Source organism: Bacillus sp. SYZHCR11 (genome assembly GCF_057196865.1).
Map to the genome: position 1 here is coordinate 210,168 of NZ_JBXUND010000001.1, position 15,579 is coordinate 225,746.

18 protein-coding genes and 1 pseudogene are annotated in these 15,579 nt (G+C 46.6%); 16 read left to right on the plus strand and 3 right to left on the minus strand.

Annotation, left to right across the window (positions count from 1 at the left end):
* A complete protein-coding gene (msrB, locus tag AC2CGA_RS01120) occupies positions 1-435 on the plus strand; it encodes a peptide-methionine (R)-S-oxide reductase MsrB (protein WP_007409536.1) in 435 nt (144 codons plus the stop codon).
* Positions 436-475: 40 nt separating this feature from the next.
* On the opposite strand, the gene AC2CGA_RS01125 is transcribed toward msrB, so the two are convergent.
* Positions 476-1,501 carry an SDR family NAD(P)-dependent oxidoreductase gene (locus AC2CGA_RS01125; RefSeq protein WP_484480099.1) on the minus strand — a complete coding sequence of 342 codons (1,026 nt, stop codon included), beginning with the start codon at positions 1,499-1,501 and terminating at the stop codon, positions 476-478.
* 314 nt (positions 1,502-1,815) lie between these two features.
* On the opposite strand from AC2CGA_RS01125, the gene phyC reads away from it, so the two are divergent.
* Positions 1,816-2,967: a 3-phytase gene (gene phyC / locus AC2CGA_RS01130; protein WP_014305231.1), complete on the plus strand. Its 1,152-nt coding sequence runs from the start codon at positions 1,816-1,818 to the stop codon at positions 2,965-2,967.
* A 49-nt stretch (positions 2,968-3,016) separates the two neighbouring features.
* Here phyC and AC2CGA_RS01135 read toward each other — a convergent pair whose 3' ends face one another.
* Both AC2CGA_RS01135 and AC2CGA_RS01140 read right to left on the minus strand, forming a co-directional pair.
* The gene (locus AC2CGA_RS01135) at positions 3,017-3,973 is read right to left on the minus strand and encodes a CgeB family protein (protein ID WP_014305230.1); all 957 of its coding nucleotides are present in this window, start codon (positions 3,971-3,973) and stop codon (positions 3,017-3,019) included.
* 6 nt (positions 3,974-3,979) lie between these two features.
* A complete protein-coding gene (locus AC2CGA_RS01140; RefSeq protein ID WP_014305229.1) occupies positions 3,980-4,411 on the minus strand; it encodes a hypothetical protein in 432 nt (143 codons plus the stop codon).
* 209 nt (positions 4,412-4,620) lie between these two features.
* On the opposite strand from AC2CGA_RS01140, the gene cgeC reads away from it, so the two are divergent.
* The 14 genes and pseudogenes from cgeC to AC2CGA_RS01210 all read left to right on the plus strand — a co-directional run bounded on the left by cgeC (position 4,621) and on the right by AC2CGA_RS01210 (position 15,490).
* On the plus strand, positions 4,621-4,920 hold the full coding sequence (cgeC, locus tag AC2CGA_RS01145; protein WP_003153667.1) for a spore maturation protein CgeC: 300 nt from the start codon (positions 4,621-4,623) through the stop codon (positions 4,918-4,920).
* Positions 4,921-4,983: 63 nt separating this feature from the next.
* Positions 4,984-6,255, plus strand: coding sequence for a glycosyltransferase family 2 protein (locus AC2CGA_RS01150; RefSeq protein WP_024085490.1), 1,272 nt, complete (start codon positions 4,984-4,986; stop codon positions 6,253-6,255).
* A 38-nt stretch (positions 6,256-6,293) separates the two neighbouring features.
* Complete coding sequence (locus tag AC2CGA_RS01155) at positions 6,294-7,073, plus strand: GNAT family N-acetyltransferase (RefSeq protein ID WP_014305227.1); 780 nt, start codon at positions 6,294-6,296, stop codon at positions 7,071-7,073.
* Between the two features lie 78 nt (positions 7,074-7,151).
* Positions 7,152-7,298, plus strand: a complete 147-nt coding sequence (locus AC2CGA_RS01160; RefSeq protein WP_014418145.1) for a YjcZ family sporulation protein — start codon at positions 7,152-7,154, stop codon at positions 7,296-7,298.
* A 136-nt stretch (positions 7,299-7,434) separates the two neighbouring features.
* Positions 7,435-7,809, plus strand: a pseudogene (locus AC2CGA_RS01165) (AraC family transcriptional regulator).
* 260 nt (positions 7,810-8,069) lie between these two features.
* The gene (locus AC2CGA_RS01170) at positions 8,070-9,401 is read left to right on the plus strand and encodes an aspartate aminotransferase family protein (protein WP_024085487.1); all 1,332 of its coding nucleotides are present in this window, start codon (positions 8,070-8,072) and stop codon (positions 9,399-9,401) included.
* A 6-nt stretch (positions 9,402-9,407) separates the two neighbouring features.
* Positions 9,408-10,097, plus strand: a complete 690-nt coding sequence (locus tag AC2CGA_RS01175) for a CoA transferase subunit A (protein WP_003153673.1) — start codon at positions 9,408-9,410, stop codon at positions 10,095-10,097.
* Positions 10,082-10,777 carry a 3-oxoacid CoA-transferase subunit B gene (locus AC2CGA_RS01180; RefSeq protein ID WP_007612023.1) on the plus strand — a complete coding sequence of 232 codons (696 nt, stop codon included), beginning with the start codon at positions 10,082-10,084 and terminating at the stop codon, positions 10,775-10,777. The genes AC2CGA_RS01175 and AC2CGA_RS01180 overlap by 16 nt, the downstream gene beginning before the upstream one ends.
* Entirely contained in the window at positions 10,749-12,050 is a 1,302-nt protein-coding gene (locus AC2CGA_RS01185; RefSeq protein WP_014305223.1) for a peptidase, read from the plus strand. The genes AC2CGA_RS01180 and AC2CGA_RS01185 overlap by 29 nt, the downstream gene beginning before the upstream one ends.
* Positions 12,013-12,885, plus strand: coding sequence for a putative beta-lysine N-acetyltransferase (gene ablB / locus AC2CGA_RS01190; RefSeq protein WP_139885601.1), 873 nt, complete (start codon positions 12,013-12,015; stop codon positions 12,883-12,885). The genes AC2CGA_RS01185 and ablB overlap by 38 nt, the downstream gene beginning before the upstream one ends.
* Entirely contained in the window at positions 12,882-14,303 is a 1,422-nt protein-coding gene (gene kamA / locus AC2CGA_RS01195; protein WP_139885602.1) for a lysine 2,3-aminomutase, read from the plus strand. The genes ablB and kamA overlap by 4 nt, the downstream gene beginning before the upstream one ends.
* Positions 14,300-14,578: a YokU family protein gene (locus AC2CGA_RS01200; protein ID WP_014305221.1), complete on the plus strand. Its 279-nt coding sequence runs from the start codon at positions 14,300-14,302 to the stop codon at positions 14,576-14,578. Before kamA ends, AC2CGA_RS01200 begins: the two co-directional genes overlap by 4 nt.
* A 74-nt stretch (positions 14,579-14,652) precedes the next feature.
* Positions 14,653-14,877 (plus strand): YozE family protein, encoded by a 225-nt coding sequence (locus AC2CGA_RS01205; protein WP_003153684.1) that lies wholly within the window; start codon positions 14,653-14,655, stop codon positions 14,875-14,877.
* Between the two features lie 253 nt (positions 14,878-15,130).
* On the plus strand, positions 15,131-15,490 hold the full coding sequence (locus AC2CGA_RS01210) for a VOC family protein (RefSeq protein WP_014305220.1): 360 nt from the start codon (positions 15,131-15,133) through the stop codon (positions 15,488-15,490).
* Positions 15,491-15,579: the final 89 nt, after the last annotated feature.

Here is a 15,579-nt window from a genome sequence, read left to right on the forward strand (position 1 = left end):
ATGGCTTTTAATAAAGAAGAAAAAATCAAATCATTAAACCGCATGCAATATGAAGTCACGCAAAATAACGGAACGGAGCCGCCGTTTCAAAATGAATTCTGGGATCACAAAGAAGAGGGGCTGTATGTTGATATCGTATCAGGAAAGCCCTTGTTTACATCTCTGGATAAATTCGATTCTCATTGCGGCTGGCCCAGCTTTACAAAACCGATTGAGGAAGAAGAGGTTGACGAAAAACTGGACACAAGCCACGGGATGATCCGGACGGAAGTGAGAAGCAAAACAGCGGACTCCCACTTAGGCCACGTATTTAATGACGGCCCGGGGCCAAGCGGTCTCCGTTATTGCATTAACTCTGCGGCACTCCGGTTTATTCCGAAAGACAAGCTGAAGGAAGAGGGCTATGAAGCCTGCCTGCATTTATTTGAAAAATAGAGCTCAGCAATGAGGCCTGCCTATCAGACAGGCCTTTTTTCTATGTTTTTTTTTCTTCATGTAATCGTTCAATAATCTTTACGATTGTGTCTTTTGTGATGAGCGGCGCCTGATCCGATTGATATCTGGGGAGATTGACCTTCCGAAATTCCGGATGTTTGGCGGGATCCGGCAATATCGCGTAAAGATTGCCCCATTCATATAAAGATTCCGTCTCATGAGGAGAGGTCAGTTCTTCATGAAGCTTCTCACCGGGGCGTTTTCCCACTTCAACAGCGGCTGGCTGCGGCAGTCCGTGCCGGAACGCATATTCTTCAAACCCGTGAAGCAGTTCTTCAAGCCTCAGGGACTCCATTTTAAAAATAAACGTTTCTCCGCCCTTTGTAATCGCCGCAGATTGCAGGGTGAGCGTTGCGGCGTCATCGATCGACATAAAAAACCTCGTCATGTTTTTATCCGTAATGGTGAGCGGACCGCCTGCCATCAACTGCTCAAATAAAATAGGAATAACGGAACCGCGTGAACCGAGCACATTGCCGAAGCGGACCGAACAAAACACCGTACCGCGGTTTTGAACATGATGATTCGCCTGATGAAACAGCTTCTCGGACAACAGCTTCGTAGCCCCCATTGTGTTTACCGGGGAAACGGCTTTATCAGTACTGATATTAATCACATGCGTTACTTCTTGCAGCAAAGCGGCTTCTGCGACATTTTGTCCGCCGATAAGGTTGGTTTGAATGGCTTCAAAGGGATTATCCTCACATGTCGGAACCTGCTTCAGCGCAGCTGTGTGAAAGACAATATCAACACCTTTCATCACTTGGTTGACTCTTCTGTAGTCACGAACATCGCCGAGCACAAACGACAGTCTTTGTTCATCCGTGTATTTTTGCTTCATCACATATTGTTTACTGTCATCTTTGCTGAACACAATGACTTCTTTAGGGGTTAAGAGCAAAAGGCGTTTTACTATTTGGCTTCCGATTGATCCTGTTCCGCCTGTGACGAGAACAGTTTTATCGTGAAAAAACGGTTGTAGCTCTACTGCTTGCTGTTTAGGCATGGCTTATCCTCCAACTCTCGTTTCTCTACCATGCATCATATGTTGAACAATTTCAGCGAGTTAATGAAAGAAACCAATAAATCAAAAATTAGAGAAAAACATTAATCTGATGCGCTTTCATATCGCGTTACCCGATTAATAGAATAGAAATTACAAATAAAACATTGTACTAAATATTCATTTTAATATTTGCTCACGTCAATTTTTTCTCTTCATAAATCCTCACATTCGGACAATCTTCACAAAAACTTAACACTGAACTTCCTGTATGTATTTTACAATTAAAGTGCACGTTCATAAAAGGAGGATGGAAAATGAATCATTCAAAAACACTTTTGTTAACCGCGGCAGCCGGATTGATGCTCACATGCGGTGCGGTTTCTTCCCAGGCCAAACATAAGCTGTCTGATCCTTATCATTTTACCGTGAATGCGGCGGCGGAAACGGAGCCGGTTGATACAGCCGGTGATGCAGCTGATGATCCTGCGATTTGGCTGGACCCCAAGAATCCTCAGAACAGCAAATTGATCACAACCAATAAAAAATCAGGCTTAGTCGTGTACAGCCTAGAGGGAAAGATGCTTCATTCCTATCATACCGGGAAGCTGAACAATGTTGATATCCGTTATGATTTTCCGTTGAACGGAAAAAAAGTCGATATTGCGGCGGCATCCAATCGGTCTGAAGGAAAGAATACCATTGAGATTTACGCCATTGACGGGAAAAACGGCACATTACAAAGCATTACGGATCCAAACCGCCCGATTGCATCAGCAATTGATGAAGTATACGGTTTCAGCTTGTACCACAGTCAAAAAACAGGAAAATATTACGCGATGGTGACAGGGAAAGAAGGCGAATTTGAACAATACGAATTAAATGCGGATAAAAATGGATACATATCCGGCAAAAAGGTAAGGGCGTTTAAAATGAATTCTCAGACAGAAGGGATGGCAGCAGACGATGAATACGGCAGTCTTTATATCGCAGAAGAAGATGAGGCCATCTGGAAGTTCAGCGCTGAGCCGGACGGCGGCAGTAACGGAACGGTTATCGATCGTGCCGATGGCAGGCATTTAACCCCTGATATTGAAGGACTGACGATTTACTACGCTGCTGACGGGAAAGGTTATCTGCTTGCCTCAAGCCAGGGTAACAGCAGCTACGCGATTTATGAAAGACAGGGACAGAACAAATATGTTGCGGACTTTCAGATAACAGACGGGCCTGAAACAGACGGCACAAGCGATACAGACGGAATTGACGTTCTGGGTTTCGGGCTGGGGCCTGAGTATCCGTTCGGCCTTTTTGTCGCACAGGACGGAGAGAATATAGATCACGGCCAAAAGGCCAATCAAAATTTTAAAATGGTGCCATGGGAAAGAATCGCTGATAAAATCGGCTTTCATCCGCAGGTCAATAAACAGGTTGACCCGAGAAAACTGACTGACAGAAGCGGAAAATAAACATGAAAAAAGCAGCTTATCCAAGCTGCTTTTTGATGTGAAGAGCGTTTCATGAGAAAGTCTTGGAACGGATAGCCGTAAGCACAGCCGGCAGCCGGTCATACGTGTACGCCGGTACTGTCTCTTGATAATTAAGCGCCGCGATTTGTTTACGTTCACCCGGGTTTGTCATATAAAAATGGATCTTATCCGCAAAATCCGCAAACCCGCTGTAAGAAACAAATGTTGAAAACGGGGGCGCGGGAGAAAGGTCTGTCAGCTGAAAGGCCTGACAAGCCGCAATGTCTAAGCTTCTCGTATTTAAACTGGTATTTTCGATGCCGCGTCCGTTCTGATTGAGCGCAAACCGATAAGAACGGTGAGGGTTTAAGACCACCTCTGCGCTGTTGTAATATAATGCGGCAAGTTCGGGTTCAATCCATTCATCCATTACGAGCACATTTTGCTGTCTGGCGATTTTTTTAGGCAGATGTCTGCGCCATCCCTTCCCGATAATACGAAGCGTATACGGAAGCTTCGCCGCTGCTTTCACCAGTTCAACGCGGTTCGGATACGGGTATCCGATCAGAAGCAGATTTGTGTGAAGAGAGGCTTCAGCAGGTTGTTTTTTAAAAAGCCGCTGATTAACGGGGATCGGGACATAATATACGTGCTGTAAGCCCATTTGCCGGTAAGCATCAAGCGCGTTTTGTTCTATCGTTAAAACGGCATCCGCAAGCGGCGCGATTGTCATACTCACATCGAAATAAAAAGGATCCTCCGTCATCCATAGATATACGGGAATCTGTTCTGTCTTCAGCCATTGAAGCCATTCAGACGGAATACGGTCTCCCGTCATCATCAGACTGATGTCTGGTTTGAATGCCCGTATACTGCGGATGGTATCTTCCTCAAACTCAGAAACAGAAAAAAAGCGGACGGAAGACTGTAAAAAGCCTTCCTCGATCCAGCGGTCAAAATACGTGTATATGCCTTTATATCCTGAACGGATATATAAAACGTTCATATGCTGTTACGAAGTGAACGTGACACTTTCAACTTTGTCGACGTCAAGCAATGTTGTAGCAGAGCCTGCCGGTGTAACGGAATTTTCCTGCGTAACAAAAACGATTCCGTGAATTTCGTCAAAGGCAACAAATTGAACCGGGCCGATCATGTCTCCTGAATCCATCACAATGCTGATGACAGTGCCGGGCTGAATTCTTGCAAAAATCCATCTCGCCGCTAATGAAATACCGCTTCCCAATACAGATTGTGCGCTGAGACTGTCTTTCGCCGCTGCTTCATCCACTTTTGCATCAATTGCCGATTCCAATAAATCTTTTACTTTGTTTTCCACATTATCTCCTCCATCTGTGCCGCCAGATAAAGCGCTGTTGTCAAATACAGGGGCTAAAAGAGTTTTTAATAACTTCTTTTTAAGCTCCAAACGATCCTCGCTCATGCGGACATACACCTCCTTTACAATTTCAACCTCACGTTTATTCATATTCCTGATTGAAAAGATTGGTATAAGTCGAATGCCGTTTTGCTTGCATTTTTTTCAATAATTAATCAAACAGCTGAATTTTCGAATCAGGCTTTGTTTGCCTATGCGGATTGTAAGAGTATGACATACGTTGTATAGATTAAAAAATGAAGGAGAGGAATATTTTGGATTCAGGAGAAACTGTAAAACACGGGGGTTTTGAGGAGGAATTTCAGCTCGTACTGCTTCTTCTTCTTTTGTTATCTCATCAGCCGTCCGGAGATCATTCAGATTTGCGGCGTCAGCTTGTAATGGCAAAAGAGCTTGGGGTTCCTGTATCGCGCGTCAATCTGATTAACGGCAGCACACTGCAGAACGTAATTGTCAAAGAAGTGCTGTCAGATTTGGCCGTTTTTCAAAATCCGCTCAATAATACGAGATCAAACGTCGCGATTTCAAGCATCGTCAGCTGGGGGGCTTTTTAATAACGATATCAGGCTCTGTCTTTTTCGGAGCCGTTTTTTACGTTTTACAGAAGGGGTGATGGGATGGAAAAGAAGGTCTCAATTATCTTAACGAGTTACAACAAACCGGATCTTGTAAAACAGGCGATTGAAAGTGTTTTGCATCAGACCTACAGCAATTGGGAGCTGTTTGTGATGGATGATCATTCAAATGAAGAAACCTCGGCCGCCATCAGTACGTATATAAAAGATCATCGCATATATTATGACAACAGTTTTATCAATCCGGCCGAACGGCTGAAGTCGACCCGGTATGCCGTTTTGATTAATGATGCGCTTTCACGGGCCGAAGGCGAATACATCACTTATTTGACAGACGACACCGTATTTCATCCGAATAGGCTCAGCCGCATGGCGGAAGCGCTTAATCAATGCAGCGAGTTTGATGCCGTCTATTCCAGCCAGAAGGTGATACATGTAAACGGGCGCGGAACAGAACAATTCCACTTCTATCGTTTTGCTGAAGAGGTGCTTGATCAGGCCGCTTTTCTCGTTGATCACTGTTCAGTGATGCACCGGAGATCATTGCTTGAGCGTGTGAAAGAGAAGTTCGGCAGCTTTTGGGACGAAGATGTTATGCATTGGAATCACGGAGACTCTGTTTTTTGGAGCAGGCTCAACACATTTACATCATTTCTGCCGATAAAAGAAGTGTTGGATACGACCTATAAAACACCCCACTCATTTCAGAACACGTATCAATCGCTTCCGTCTGTCCTGATCGACGGATCCTTTGTAAAGGGGACGGATCAGAAAGTATATCAGCTTGACCGAAATAAAAGGAAGCCTGTAAACGAGCGCTGGCATACGTTATACGAAGGCCGGACCGTCGTCATTCCGGATCCGTTTTTATTTCAATATGAGGAAGAGGACTCCGCAAGTATTCCGAATTTTCAGCTCGTCAGGGATCAGTTTCATGTTTATTTTATAGAAGACGGGGAGAAAAGGCTGGTTGATCATAGCGCATTTCGCTTTTACCGATTTAAACGGCATGGCATCCCGGCTTTAGAACGGGCCGAAATACAATCGCTTCCGGACGGTCCGCCGATCAGCCGGTGGACATCGGACTGTGTTCAACATTTGCCCGGGAGGATGCTGTTTCGCATTGAACGGAAATTTTATGTTTATTTGAGAGGGGTTCTCCATCCGATCAGTCATGACGTAGCGAAACGCTTTTTTGCGAATCAGAAGGCGATACCCATTTCCTTTCAGCAAATTAAACAATTACCAATTGGAATGCCGTTCTATCCGGTGTACGATGAAATTATAAGAAATCTCAATATAACAAAAGGTTGAGAGATGCAGTCGGATGTGCAAGGAAAAGGAGAGCTTTTATGACCGATCAATTTGATAAAACCGAGAAGCAGTATATAGAGCTTACTTCCGGCATTCAGAGGTTCGAGCATTTCAGTGTATATACGGACCCTTTTTTGCCGCAGATTTTTTCGCATAACTTTGTTCAGCTGCACCGTACATTTCCGTTAGACAAACTGCTGCCGTTTCTTTCGTCCGTTCCGGGCATGCTTCAAGCCAATTATATTCATGTGAAAGCGTCTCCGGAGCACGCATTTCCGCTTCTTCTGAAACAAACTCTGGTAAAGCAGGGCTGCGTAGTGGAAGATGAGCTGTTTTTTGCAAGGAAACTGGAAAATGGGGACCTGCAGGCCGGACACCCGCTCACTGCTTGGGGGACGGAAAAGAGCCTCGCCGATGGGTCGTCTATTATGAACATCTATGATGCCCTTTACATTGGCGAGGCGGCGGCCGAACAAAAGCTTGAGCGGAAATATCCTTTGTATAAGGAGGGAACGGTTATGCTTGTCGTGTGCTACAGCGACGCCTCGCAAACGATTCCGATCGGCTGCGGAGAGCTTTTCATCAACAAAGCAGATAAAACCGCAAAAATAGAAGAAGTCGCAATTCTGGATCAATTCCAACGAAAAGGCTACGGATCGATATTGATGAATGAGCTGATGGCGGCGGCAAAGCTGAACGGCATGGAAACCGTATACCTTGTGACGTCCGGGATGGACGGTGTAAACCGCTTTTATGAAAAACTCGGCTTCAAAAGATTTCGGCGCGTGCATACAATTTTTCATTATTTTCTTACATAGTTGGGCATTCGCATAAACCAATTGGGAGTTGGCCCGCATACAATGCCGTATATCGTAAGAAGAAAGGATGATTTGCGTATGTACGGATACGGATATGGCTACGGTTGCGGCAGTTTTGGCTATGGTTACGGGCACGGCGGCTGCGGAGGCGGAACCAGCACTTTTGTGCTGATCGTGGTATTGTTTATTTTATTAATCATCGTCGGTGCGGCTTTTATTTGTTAGACTGAAAAAATCCTATAATGAAAATCAGCCTGCAGAGAACATCATTTTCTGCAGGCTTTTTGTTATTTCCATGCTGAAAAATCAGCTTGAAAAACATTTTAATACATATTACCTTTCTGGAGAAGGGGGAGAAAATGTGAACATAACGATTGAAGAATTACCCGAATCCAGAATTGCTTATTTCCGAAACGTCGGAGAGTATGGCGGAAAGCAAAACATAGAACTGATGGAGTCATTTAAAAACTGGGCGCAATTGAATGGCCTGCTTGATTATTCTGTCATTTTAGGAATTCCGCAAGATCATCCGAATCGTACTCCTAAGAGAAATGCCGCTATGATGTTTGTCTTGTTATCAATCAAGACCATAGAGGCAGTCAGCTGATTTTGGAACACTGTTTTTTCTGAGATCGAAAAAAATAATTTATCAATCAGAGAACAGCCTATTATCGAAAGGTATACTTTACAAAAGGTGAATCATCATTTGTGTGAAATATTGATTCCCATACAGTAAAGAAGACGGGAATTTTCCGCCTTCTGCTTATACAGATTCAGATCAAAAATGATGTGATGAGCAGATAAATAGCAGAACCGAAGAAAGAAAAAAATTAACAATAGGAATAGAATTTCCAGAACGCTCTTCAGGCTGTCGGGACATCTCCGGCAGCCTGTTTTACAGAAAGGTATTTTCTGCAAAAAACTTTCTGAAGGATAAGAATGCGGTTATTCATCTGTTCATACAATGAAGCAAATGGGTTTTCGAGGTGGAAAGATATGGGGAGCTATTTAATCAAACCGGAGCTTGACGCAAATTATCCGTCAGTCAGTCATGGTAAGGGATCATATGTGTATGATCAGGAGGGGAACAAGTATCTGGACGGAGCATCGGGGGCGGTCACTTGCAATATCGGCCACGGCACGGAGGATATTATACAAGCTTTAAAAGAGCAGCTTGACTCCGTTTCGTTTGTGTATCGCTCGCAATTCACCAGTACTCCGGCAGAAGAACTGGCTTTATTTCTGGCCGATCATCTGCCGGGCGGACTGAATTGGTCATTTTTTGTAAACAGCGGCTCAGAGGCAGTCGAAACAGCGATGAAAATGGCCGTTCAATATTGGCAGGAAAAAGGGCAATACCAAAAATCCGTCTTTCTATCAAGATGGGGAAGTTACCACGGCATTACTTTGGGAGCGCTTTCATTATCAGGGTTCTATGAACGGAGATACCGCTTCACCCAACTGCTTGAACGGTTTCCGGCCGTTTCAGCGCCTAATATGTATCGTTCAGAGCTGCAGGGAGAGGAATTTGTGAAAGCTGCGGCGGCTGAACTGGAAACGGCTGTTCAGCGGATCGGTTCCTCATTTATCGCGGGATTTGTCGCAGAGCCGATTGTCGGAGCAGCCGGGGCGGCCATCACTCCGCCGGCAGGTTATTATGAAGCGCTTGAGGTTGTCTGCCGCAGGCACGGTATTTTGTTTATTGCGGATGAAGTCATGACGGGGCTCGGGAGAACAGGGCGGATGCTTGCTTCTGAGCATTGGGGGATTGCCCCTGATATCGCGGTGCTCGGAAAAGGGTTGGGCGCCGGTTACGCTCCGATTGCGGCAGCTGTTGCGTCTGATGACATCGTTGAAACGATCAAGCGGGGCTCCGGGGTCATTATGAGCGGACATACGTACAGTGCCAACCCATACTGTGCCAGGGCGGCGCTTGAAGTGCTTCGCTATGTCAAGAAACACGAGCTGCTTCGGCAGTCAGAGGAAAAAGGCGTAATGCTGAAGCGGAAATTAGAAGAAATCAAAGACCGCAGCGGGGTGATCGGGGATGTCCGCGGTAAAGGCCTCCTGATCGGGGTTGAATTCGTTAAGGATAAAACGACGAAGGACGTTTTTTCGAAAAAACAGGCCTTCACCGAAAAAATCATTAAAGCGGCAAAAAAACGGGGCCTGCTTATTTACCCAGCAAAGCCTGGTATTGACAGCGGAGAAGGAGACGCCGTCATCATCGCCCCGCCGTTCACGATTTCATATGCGGAGCTGGATGAGCTGTCAGATCTATTTTCCCAGTCCGCAGAAGAAGCTGAAAAAATGATGAAGAAGGATTGAGCTGATATGTCTATTTTTCATAAAAAAATCGATATTCATGAAGCAATTGCCGATGTCAAGGACGAATCTGTCATCATGTTCGGCGGTTTTGGGGGAGTGGGTTCACCTCCGTCATTAATCGAAGCGATTTTGGAAAGCGGCGTTAAAGAATTGACCGTTATCTGCAATGATGCTGGATTTCCGGAAATCGGTATCGGTCCGCTTATCGTTCATAAGCGGGTAAAAAGGCTGATCGCTTCCCATATCGGCTCAAATCCTGTCGCGGGCAGACAAATGACTGATGGAGCGCTTGAGGTGGAATTTTCGCCGCAAGGGACGCTTGCTGAACGGATTCGCGCAGGCGGAGCGGGGCTAGGCGGTATTTTAACTGATATCGGCATTGATAACGCAACCGTTTGTGAAAACAAAGAAACCGTAACGATTGACGGAAAGTCCTATTTAGTTGAAAAAGCGCTGACGGCTGATTTCGCTTTTGTGTCGGCACATATTGCTGATGAATTCGGAAATCTGACGTTTGACAAAACGGCGCGCAACATGAACCCTCTGATGGCTGCTGCGGCCGAAAGAACATTTGCTGAGGCGGCAGAGATTGTGCCTGCCGGGGAACTTGACAGCGAGCATATTGTAACGCCGGGCGTTTTCGTGGAGGGTGTCGTGCAAAGTGAAGGAGTGAAGTGGAGATGGGCTTGGGAATAGCGGAAAGAGAGAGTATCGCGAGGCGGGCCGCCAGTGAAATTACCTCAGGTATGATTGTCAACCTGGGGATCGGCATTCCTTCTTTAGTGCCGAACTTTCTGCCGGCCGGCATGGAGGTAATGCTGCAGGCGGAAAACGGCGTCCTCGGGATCGGCGGTAGTCCGGAGCGCGGAGAGGAGGATGAGCTTTTATGCAATGCGGCCGGATTTCCTGTCAGTACAGTTAAGGGTGCTTCCTATTTTGATTCAGCTCTGTCTTTTGCCATGATCAGAAAAGGTCTGATAGATATTACCATTTTAGGCGCGCTCCAAGTCAGCAGGACAGGTGATCTCGCCAATTGGCTCGTGCCGGGGAAAAAGGTGCCCGGAATGGGCGGGGCGATGGAGCTTGCCCAAGGCGCGAAAAAAGTGGTTGTCGTCATGAGCCACACCGATCAGAAAGGCCGGCCGAAGCTGGTCGAAAGCTGTTCATTGCCGCTTACAGCAGCAGGCTGTGCAGATCTCATCATTACAGAGAAAGCCGTCATCAGCATAGATGATGGGGCTTTTGTTCTTGAGGAACTGCTGAATGGCACGACCATAGACGATGTCATTCAAACAACGGATGCCGAAATCAGATTGGGAGAATGTTTTCTTAAAAGGGGGTCTGTCCATGGATCAATTAGAAAAGAAAGTCACTGAGTGGGCGGAAGAAAACACAGCAAAAGCGGTAAGCCTGCTGAAACGGCTGATCGGGGAAAAAAGCACGTTCGGCCATGAATTTAACGCACAGGCAGTCGTTTTAGAAAAACTGAGACAGTTTGACATGGATATTGATGTCTGGGAGCCGAGTGTCAAACAATTGAAAGAGCATCCTTATTTTGTATCGGAACGCGAAGACTTCCATGAAAGCCCGAATATCACAGCCGTAAAGAAAGGGGCCGGGGGCGGAAGATCACTGATACTGAACGGACATATTGATGTTGTCCCGGAAGGAAATCCCGCCGCATGGACGTATGAACCGTTTACAGCTGTTGAAAAGGACGGCAAAGTTTACGGACGCGGTTCAACGGATATGAAAGGCGGCAATACAGCCCTCTTGTTTGCGTTAGAAGCGCTTGAAGCCTGCGGGATTACGTTAAAAGGAGATGTTCTGTTTCAAAGTGTCGTAGATGAAGAGTGCGGCGGCGCGGGAACACTGGCGGCTGTTATGAAGGGCTACAAGGCTGACGGGGCGCTTATTCCCGAACCGACTAATTTAAAGCTGTTTGTTAAGCAGCAAGGGTCCATGTGGTTCCGCATTACGGTAAGAGGATTGTCCGCACACGGCGGCACCCGCTATGAAGGGGTGAGCGCCATTGAAAAAAGCCTGCATGTCATCACAGCCCTTAAAGAGCTTGAACACGTCCGTAACGCCCGTATCAAAGACCCGCTTTATCGGGACGTTCCGATTCCGGTTCCCATTAATATCGGCACCGTCCAAGGGGGAACGTGGCCATCATCGGTAGCTGACCGTGTGGTGATAGAAGGCAGGTGCGGAATAGCGCCGGATGAAACGCCCGAAGCAGTAAAAGAAGAGCTGGCAAGCTGGCTGAAAGATTTGGAGTACCGGGATGAATGGTTTAAACACCACCCCGCGGAAATAGAATGGTTTGGGGCTCAGTGGCTTCCGAATGATCTCCCGGATGAGCATCCGCTGATTTCCGCTCTGGAATCTTCTTTTGAGAAAATGAAAGGGGCAAAACCGGTTCGTGAAGCGTCCCCGTGGGGAACGGACGGAGGGCTTTTGCAGCACGCGGGACAGACGCCGGTCATCGTCTTCGGTCCGGGAGAAGTCAAGGCGGCGCATCAGGCGAATGAATACATTGAAGTCCGGGCGTTAATCGATGCCGTCAAAATCATTTCTCTTTTTATCATGGAATGGTGCGGGGTGGCAGATGGGGGTGACAGCGCTGATAAAGGAACTGAGGGCTGAAAGCGGAGCGGCCGAGATTGATGCAGACCGTTTCAACGAGCGGATCAGGGTCATTCGTTATGACGGACAGCCCGAGGCGCTTATACCGGCCGTTTTGGCAGAAGCAAAGGAAGAGGGAGCCCAAAAGGTGATTTTCTTTGCCAAGCGCGGCGATGAGCCGGAATTTGTCAAGCATCTTTTTATTATTGAGGGTGCCATAGACGGGTATTACAACGGGCATAAGGCTGTTGTGATGGTGCGCTATTTATCAGAGGAACGGAGACGGTCAGATTCATATGTATCAGAAGATTCGGCTGTTGACCGTTTATATGGGACACCGCGGCGGGGAATGACTCAGACAGAAAGCACGCTGATGTTCAGAAAAGCGGACGAAGATGATGCGGACCGTTTAACGCACTTATATAAACATGTTTTTCTTACCTATCCGACTCCTGTTTTTAATCCCCTTTATATTAAAAAAACAATGAAAGAAAACACCATCTATTATGCCGCATTCGATCAGGATCGTCTCATTGGGGCGGCAAGCGCAGATATCAATCCGGTTTTGGGGCACGCAGAAATGACCGATTGCGCGGTTCTGTCAGATTACAGGGGGAACTCCGTAACGGCACACTTGTTTAAAGCGTTGGAGCAGGAACTCGCTGGCCGGGGAATCATTCATCTTTTTTCCTTGGCCCGTGCAGCGTCTTACGGGATGAACGCCGTTTTGTATCATGCGGGATACGGCTACAGAGGCAGGCTTGTGAACAACTGCCGCATTTCAGAAGGGCTCGAAAATATGAATATATGGTGCAAAACTTTACGTTTGGCCATTCATAAGGAGGAATTCGTTTGACAAACAAATGGTTTCAGCCGAAGCGTCACTGGAAGGAGATTGAATTGTGGAAAGATGTGCCGGAAGAAAAGTGGAATGATTGGCTGTGGCAGCTCACCCATACTGTAAGAACCGTCGATGACCTGAAAAAAGTCATTCATTTGACCGAAGAGGAAGAAGAAGGCGTCAGGATGTCTGTAAAAACCATTCCCCTGAACATTACGCCTTATTATGCTTCTTTAATGGATCCCGATAACCCGAGATGTCCGATCCGCATGCAGTCCGTGCCGCTGTCAGAAGAAATGCACAAAACGAAATATGACCTTGAAGATCCGCTGTTTGAAGATGAAGATTCACCGGTTCCCGGTCTTACGCACCGCTATCCTGACCGCGTTCTTTTTCTGGTGACAAATCAATGCTCGATGTATTGCCGATACTGCACCAGAAGGCGTTTTTCCGGACAGATCGGAATGGGGGTGCCGAAAAAACAGCTCGATGCGGCAATCGCTTACATCCGGGAAACGCCGGAAATCCGTGACTGCCTGATTTCCGGCGGAGACGGGCTTTTAATTAACGATCAGATTCTGGAATATATTTTGAAAAACCTGCGTGACATTCCCCACCTTGAAATTATCAGGATCGGAACGAGAGCGCCCGTCGTATTTCCGCAGCGGATAACGGATAACCTTTGTCAGATTTTGAAAAAATATCATCCGGTCTGGCTGAACACTCATTTTAATACGAGCATCGAACTGACGGAAGAATCGGTTGCGGCGTGTGAAAAGCTCGTTAACGCAGGTGTTCCGGTCGGTAACCAGGCTGTTATTTTAGCAGGCATTAACGATTCGGTGCCGATTATGAAAAAACTCATGCATGATTTAGTGAAAATCCGCGTGCGTCCGTACTATATTTATCAATGTGATTTGTCAGAGGGAATCGGCCATTTCAGAGCGCCTGTGTCAAAAGGATTGGAAATCATTGAAGGACTGAGAGGCCACACAACAGGCTTTGCCGTGCCGACCTTTGTCGTCGACGCCCCGGGCGGAGGCGGTAAAATCGCCCTGCAGCCGAACTACTTGCTCTCCCAAAGTCCGGAGAAAGTTGTGATCAGAAACTTCGAAGGGGTGATTACATCTTATCCCGAGCCGGAAAACTATATCCCGAATCAAGCTGACGACTATTTTGAATCTGTTTTTCCGGGAACAATGGCCAAACGCGAGCCTGTCGGACTGAGCGCCATTTTCGCGGACAAAGAGGTTTCGTTCACACCGGAAAATGTATCGAGGATCGACAGGAGGAAAATGTTTACATCAAACCCTGATCATGAAACGCTGAAAGACCGCAGGGAAAAGAGAGATGAATTGAAAGAAAAGAAATTTATTGCACAGCAAAAGAAAGAGCAAAAAGCAGGATCGGAAGTCGGAGGTGAGTCGCCGTGAAGCCATGCGAGTGGTGCGGCAATCAGAAGGCGTCAGCTTGTCAGGCGGCTGTGTACTGGGAGCTTCCTGACGGTACGAGAGCCATAGAAATTACAGAAACACCCGCATTCGCCTGCTCCTCCTGCGGCATGACGTATCAGGAGGAAGCGGTCATAGCGGAAATCGAAAATCAGCTTTTTTTAGTCGATGCAAAAAAATTACCGGAAACACTCACATATCAAGAGCTGATGGGGACAGAACGGATCTTGAAACGGAATTATTTTGACTTCTCCTAGTCTTCTTTTGTTGTAATTTCACACTTGAATTGTATAATAGTACAACAAAAGACAGTCATCAGGAGGGGAAACCCATGAAATCCTTTTATCACTATTTGATGAAATACAGGCATCCCAAACCGCAGGACGCAATCAGCCGGTTTGCGAATCAGGCATACGAAGATCACGGCTTTCCGAAAACGTCAAGCGATTATCACGAGCTCAGTTCTTATTTAGAACTGAGCGCCGACTATTTAGAAACGATGGCGACATTTGATGAAGCTTGGGAAAAATATGAGACCGAGGTGCATCACGCCTGACGAAAAACCGCACATTGTGCGGTTTTTTTCTGTTGAAATCAATCGCTTATGAGGTGCCGTATGATCAAATCCCGCAATGCCTTTCGTTTTGATCAGCGCGTAAACAAATCTTCCTGACGGCACGGATCATAAGGCAGCAGAATGTATAGCTGCAGAGTTCACCGGATCAGACCTGCTGCCGGCGGGGTCCCGTGTAAGGAGCCTCTTTTCACGGAGAAATAATCAAACATTTAAATGAAGTGAGAGGAATCAAATGATCTATGGTGAGGCACTGACGTTTGGACGGAAAAGGGAATTTTATGTGACAAGGTTGAAGCGGATTGAAGTTGTGGCTTCATTGAAAGCCGAAACGAGTTTGGTTCTTCATGATAAACAAGCCATTGCAGATATGCAGCCGGAATTGGATCTCCATACATCTTCGATGATGTGTTTCACGGCAAATTTTGAACATCACGGCGGTGATATTGTCAACATGCCTTCGGGCCGGGTATTTATCTTTGTGTCATGGAGAAATAAACAAAAACTCATTCAAAAACAGGCGCTTTTTGTCTCGTCATTGTTACTGCTCATTCGATCGAGAGCGCAATGCCATCAGACGCTTCTGTTACGGTAAGTGAAAAAACGCACAAGCATGTTGGGGTTTTTGCCATTTTGAACAGGTGCAGAAATAGATATTTCCTGTGGTTTTCATGCCCATGCGAA

What these genes read in the sequence shown, in the direction of transcription:
- msrB (WP_007409536.1), top strand. Translation starts at nt 1, where the DNA reads ATGGCTTTTAATAAAGAAGAAAAAATCAAATCATTAAACCGCATGCAA.
- AC2CGA_RS01125 (WP_484480099.1), bottom strand. Translation starts at nt 1,501, where the DNA reads ATGCCTAAACAGCAAGCAGTAGAGCTACAACCGTTTTTTCACGATAAA.
- phyC (WP_014305231.1), top strand. Translation starts at nt 1,816, where the DNA reads ATGAATCATTCAAAAACACTTTTGTTAACCGCGGCAGCCGGATTGATG.
- AC2CGA_RS01135 (WP_014305230.1), bottom strand. Translation starts at nt 3,973, where the DNA reads ATGAACGTTTTATATATCCGTTCAGGATATAAAGGCATATACACGTAT.
- AC2CGA_RS01140 (WP_014305229.1), bottom strand. Translation starts at nt 4,411, where the DNA reads ATGAGCGAGGATCGTTTGGAGCTTAAAAAGAAGTTATTAAAAACTCTT.
- AC2CGA_RS01150 (WP_024085490.1), top strand. Translation starts at nt 4,984, where the DNA reads ATGGAAAAGAAGGTCTCAATTATCTTAACGAGTTACAACAAACCGGAT.
- AC2CGA_RS01155 (WP_014305227.1), top strand. Translation starts at nt 6,294, where the DNA reads ATGACCGATCAATTTGATAAAACCGAGAAGCAGTATATAGAGCTTACT.
- AC2CGA_RS01160 (WP_014418145.1), top strand. Translation starts at nt 7,152, where the DNA reads ATGTACGGATACGGATATGGCTACGGTTGCGGCAGTTTTGGCTATGGT.
- AC2CGA_RS01170 (WP_024085487.1), top strand. Translation starts at nt 8,070, where the DNA reads ATGGGGAGCTATTTAATCAAACCGGAGCTTGACGCAAATTATCCGTCA.
- AC2CGA_RS01175 (WP_003153673.1), top strand. Translation starts at nt 9,408, where the DNA reads ATGTCTATTTTTCATAAAAAAATCGATATTCATGAAGCAATTGCCGAT.
- AC2CGA_RS01180 (WP_007612023.1), top strand. Translation starts at nt 10,082, where the DNA reads ATGGGCTTGGGAATAGCGGAAAGAGAGAGTATCGCGAGGCGGGCCGCC.
- AC2CGA_RS01185 (WP_014305223.1), top strand. Translation starts at nt 10,749, where the DNA reads ATGGATCAATTAGAAAAGAAAGTCACTGAGTGGGCGGAAGAAAACACA.
- ablB (WP_139885601.1), top strand. Translation starts at nt 12,013, where the DNA reads ATGGGGGTGACAGCGCTGATAAAGGAACTGAGGGCTGAAAGCGGAGCG.
- AC2CGA_RS01205 (WP_003153684.1), top strand. Translation starts at nt 14,653, where the DNA reads ATGAAATCCTTTTATCACTATTTGATGAAATACAGGCATCCCAAACCG.
- AC2CGA_RS01210 (WP_014305220.1), top strand. Translation starts at nt 15,131, where the DNA reads ATGATCTATGGTGAGGCACTGACGTTTGGACGGAAAAGGGAATTTTAT.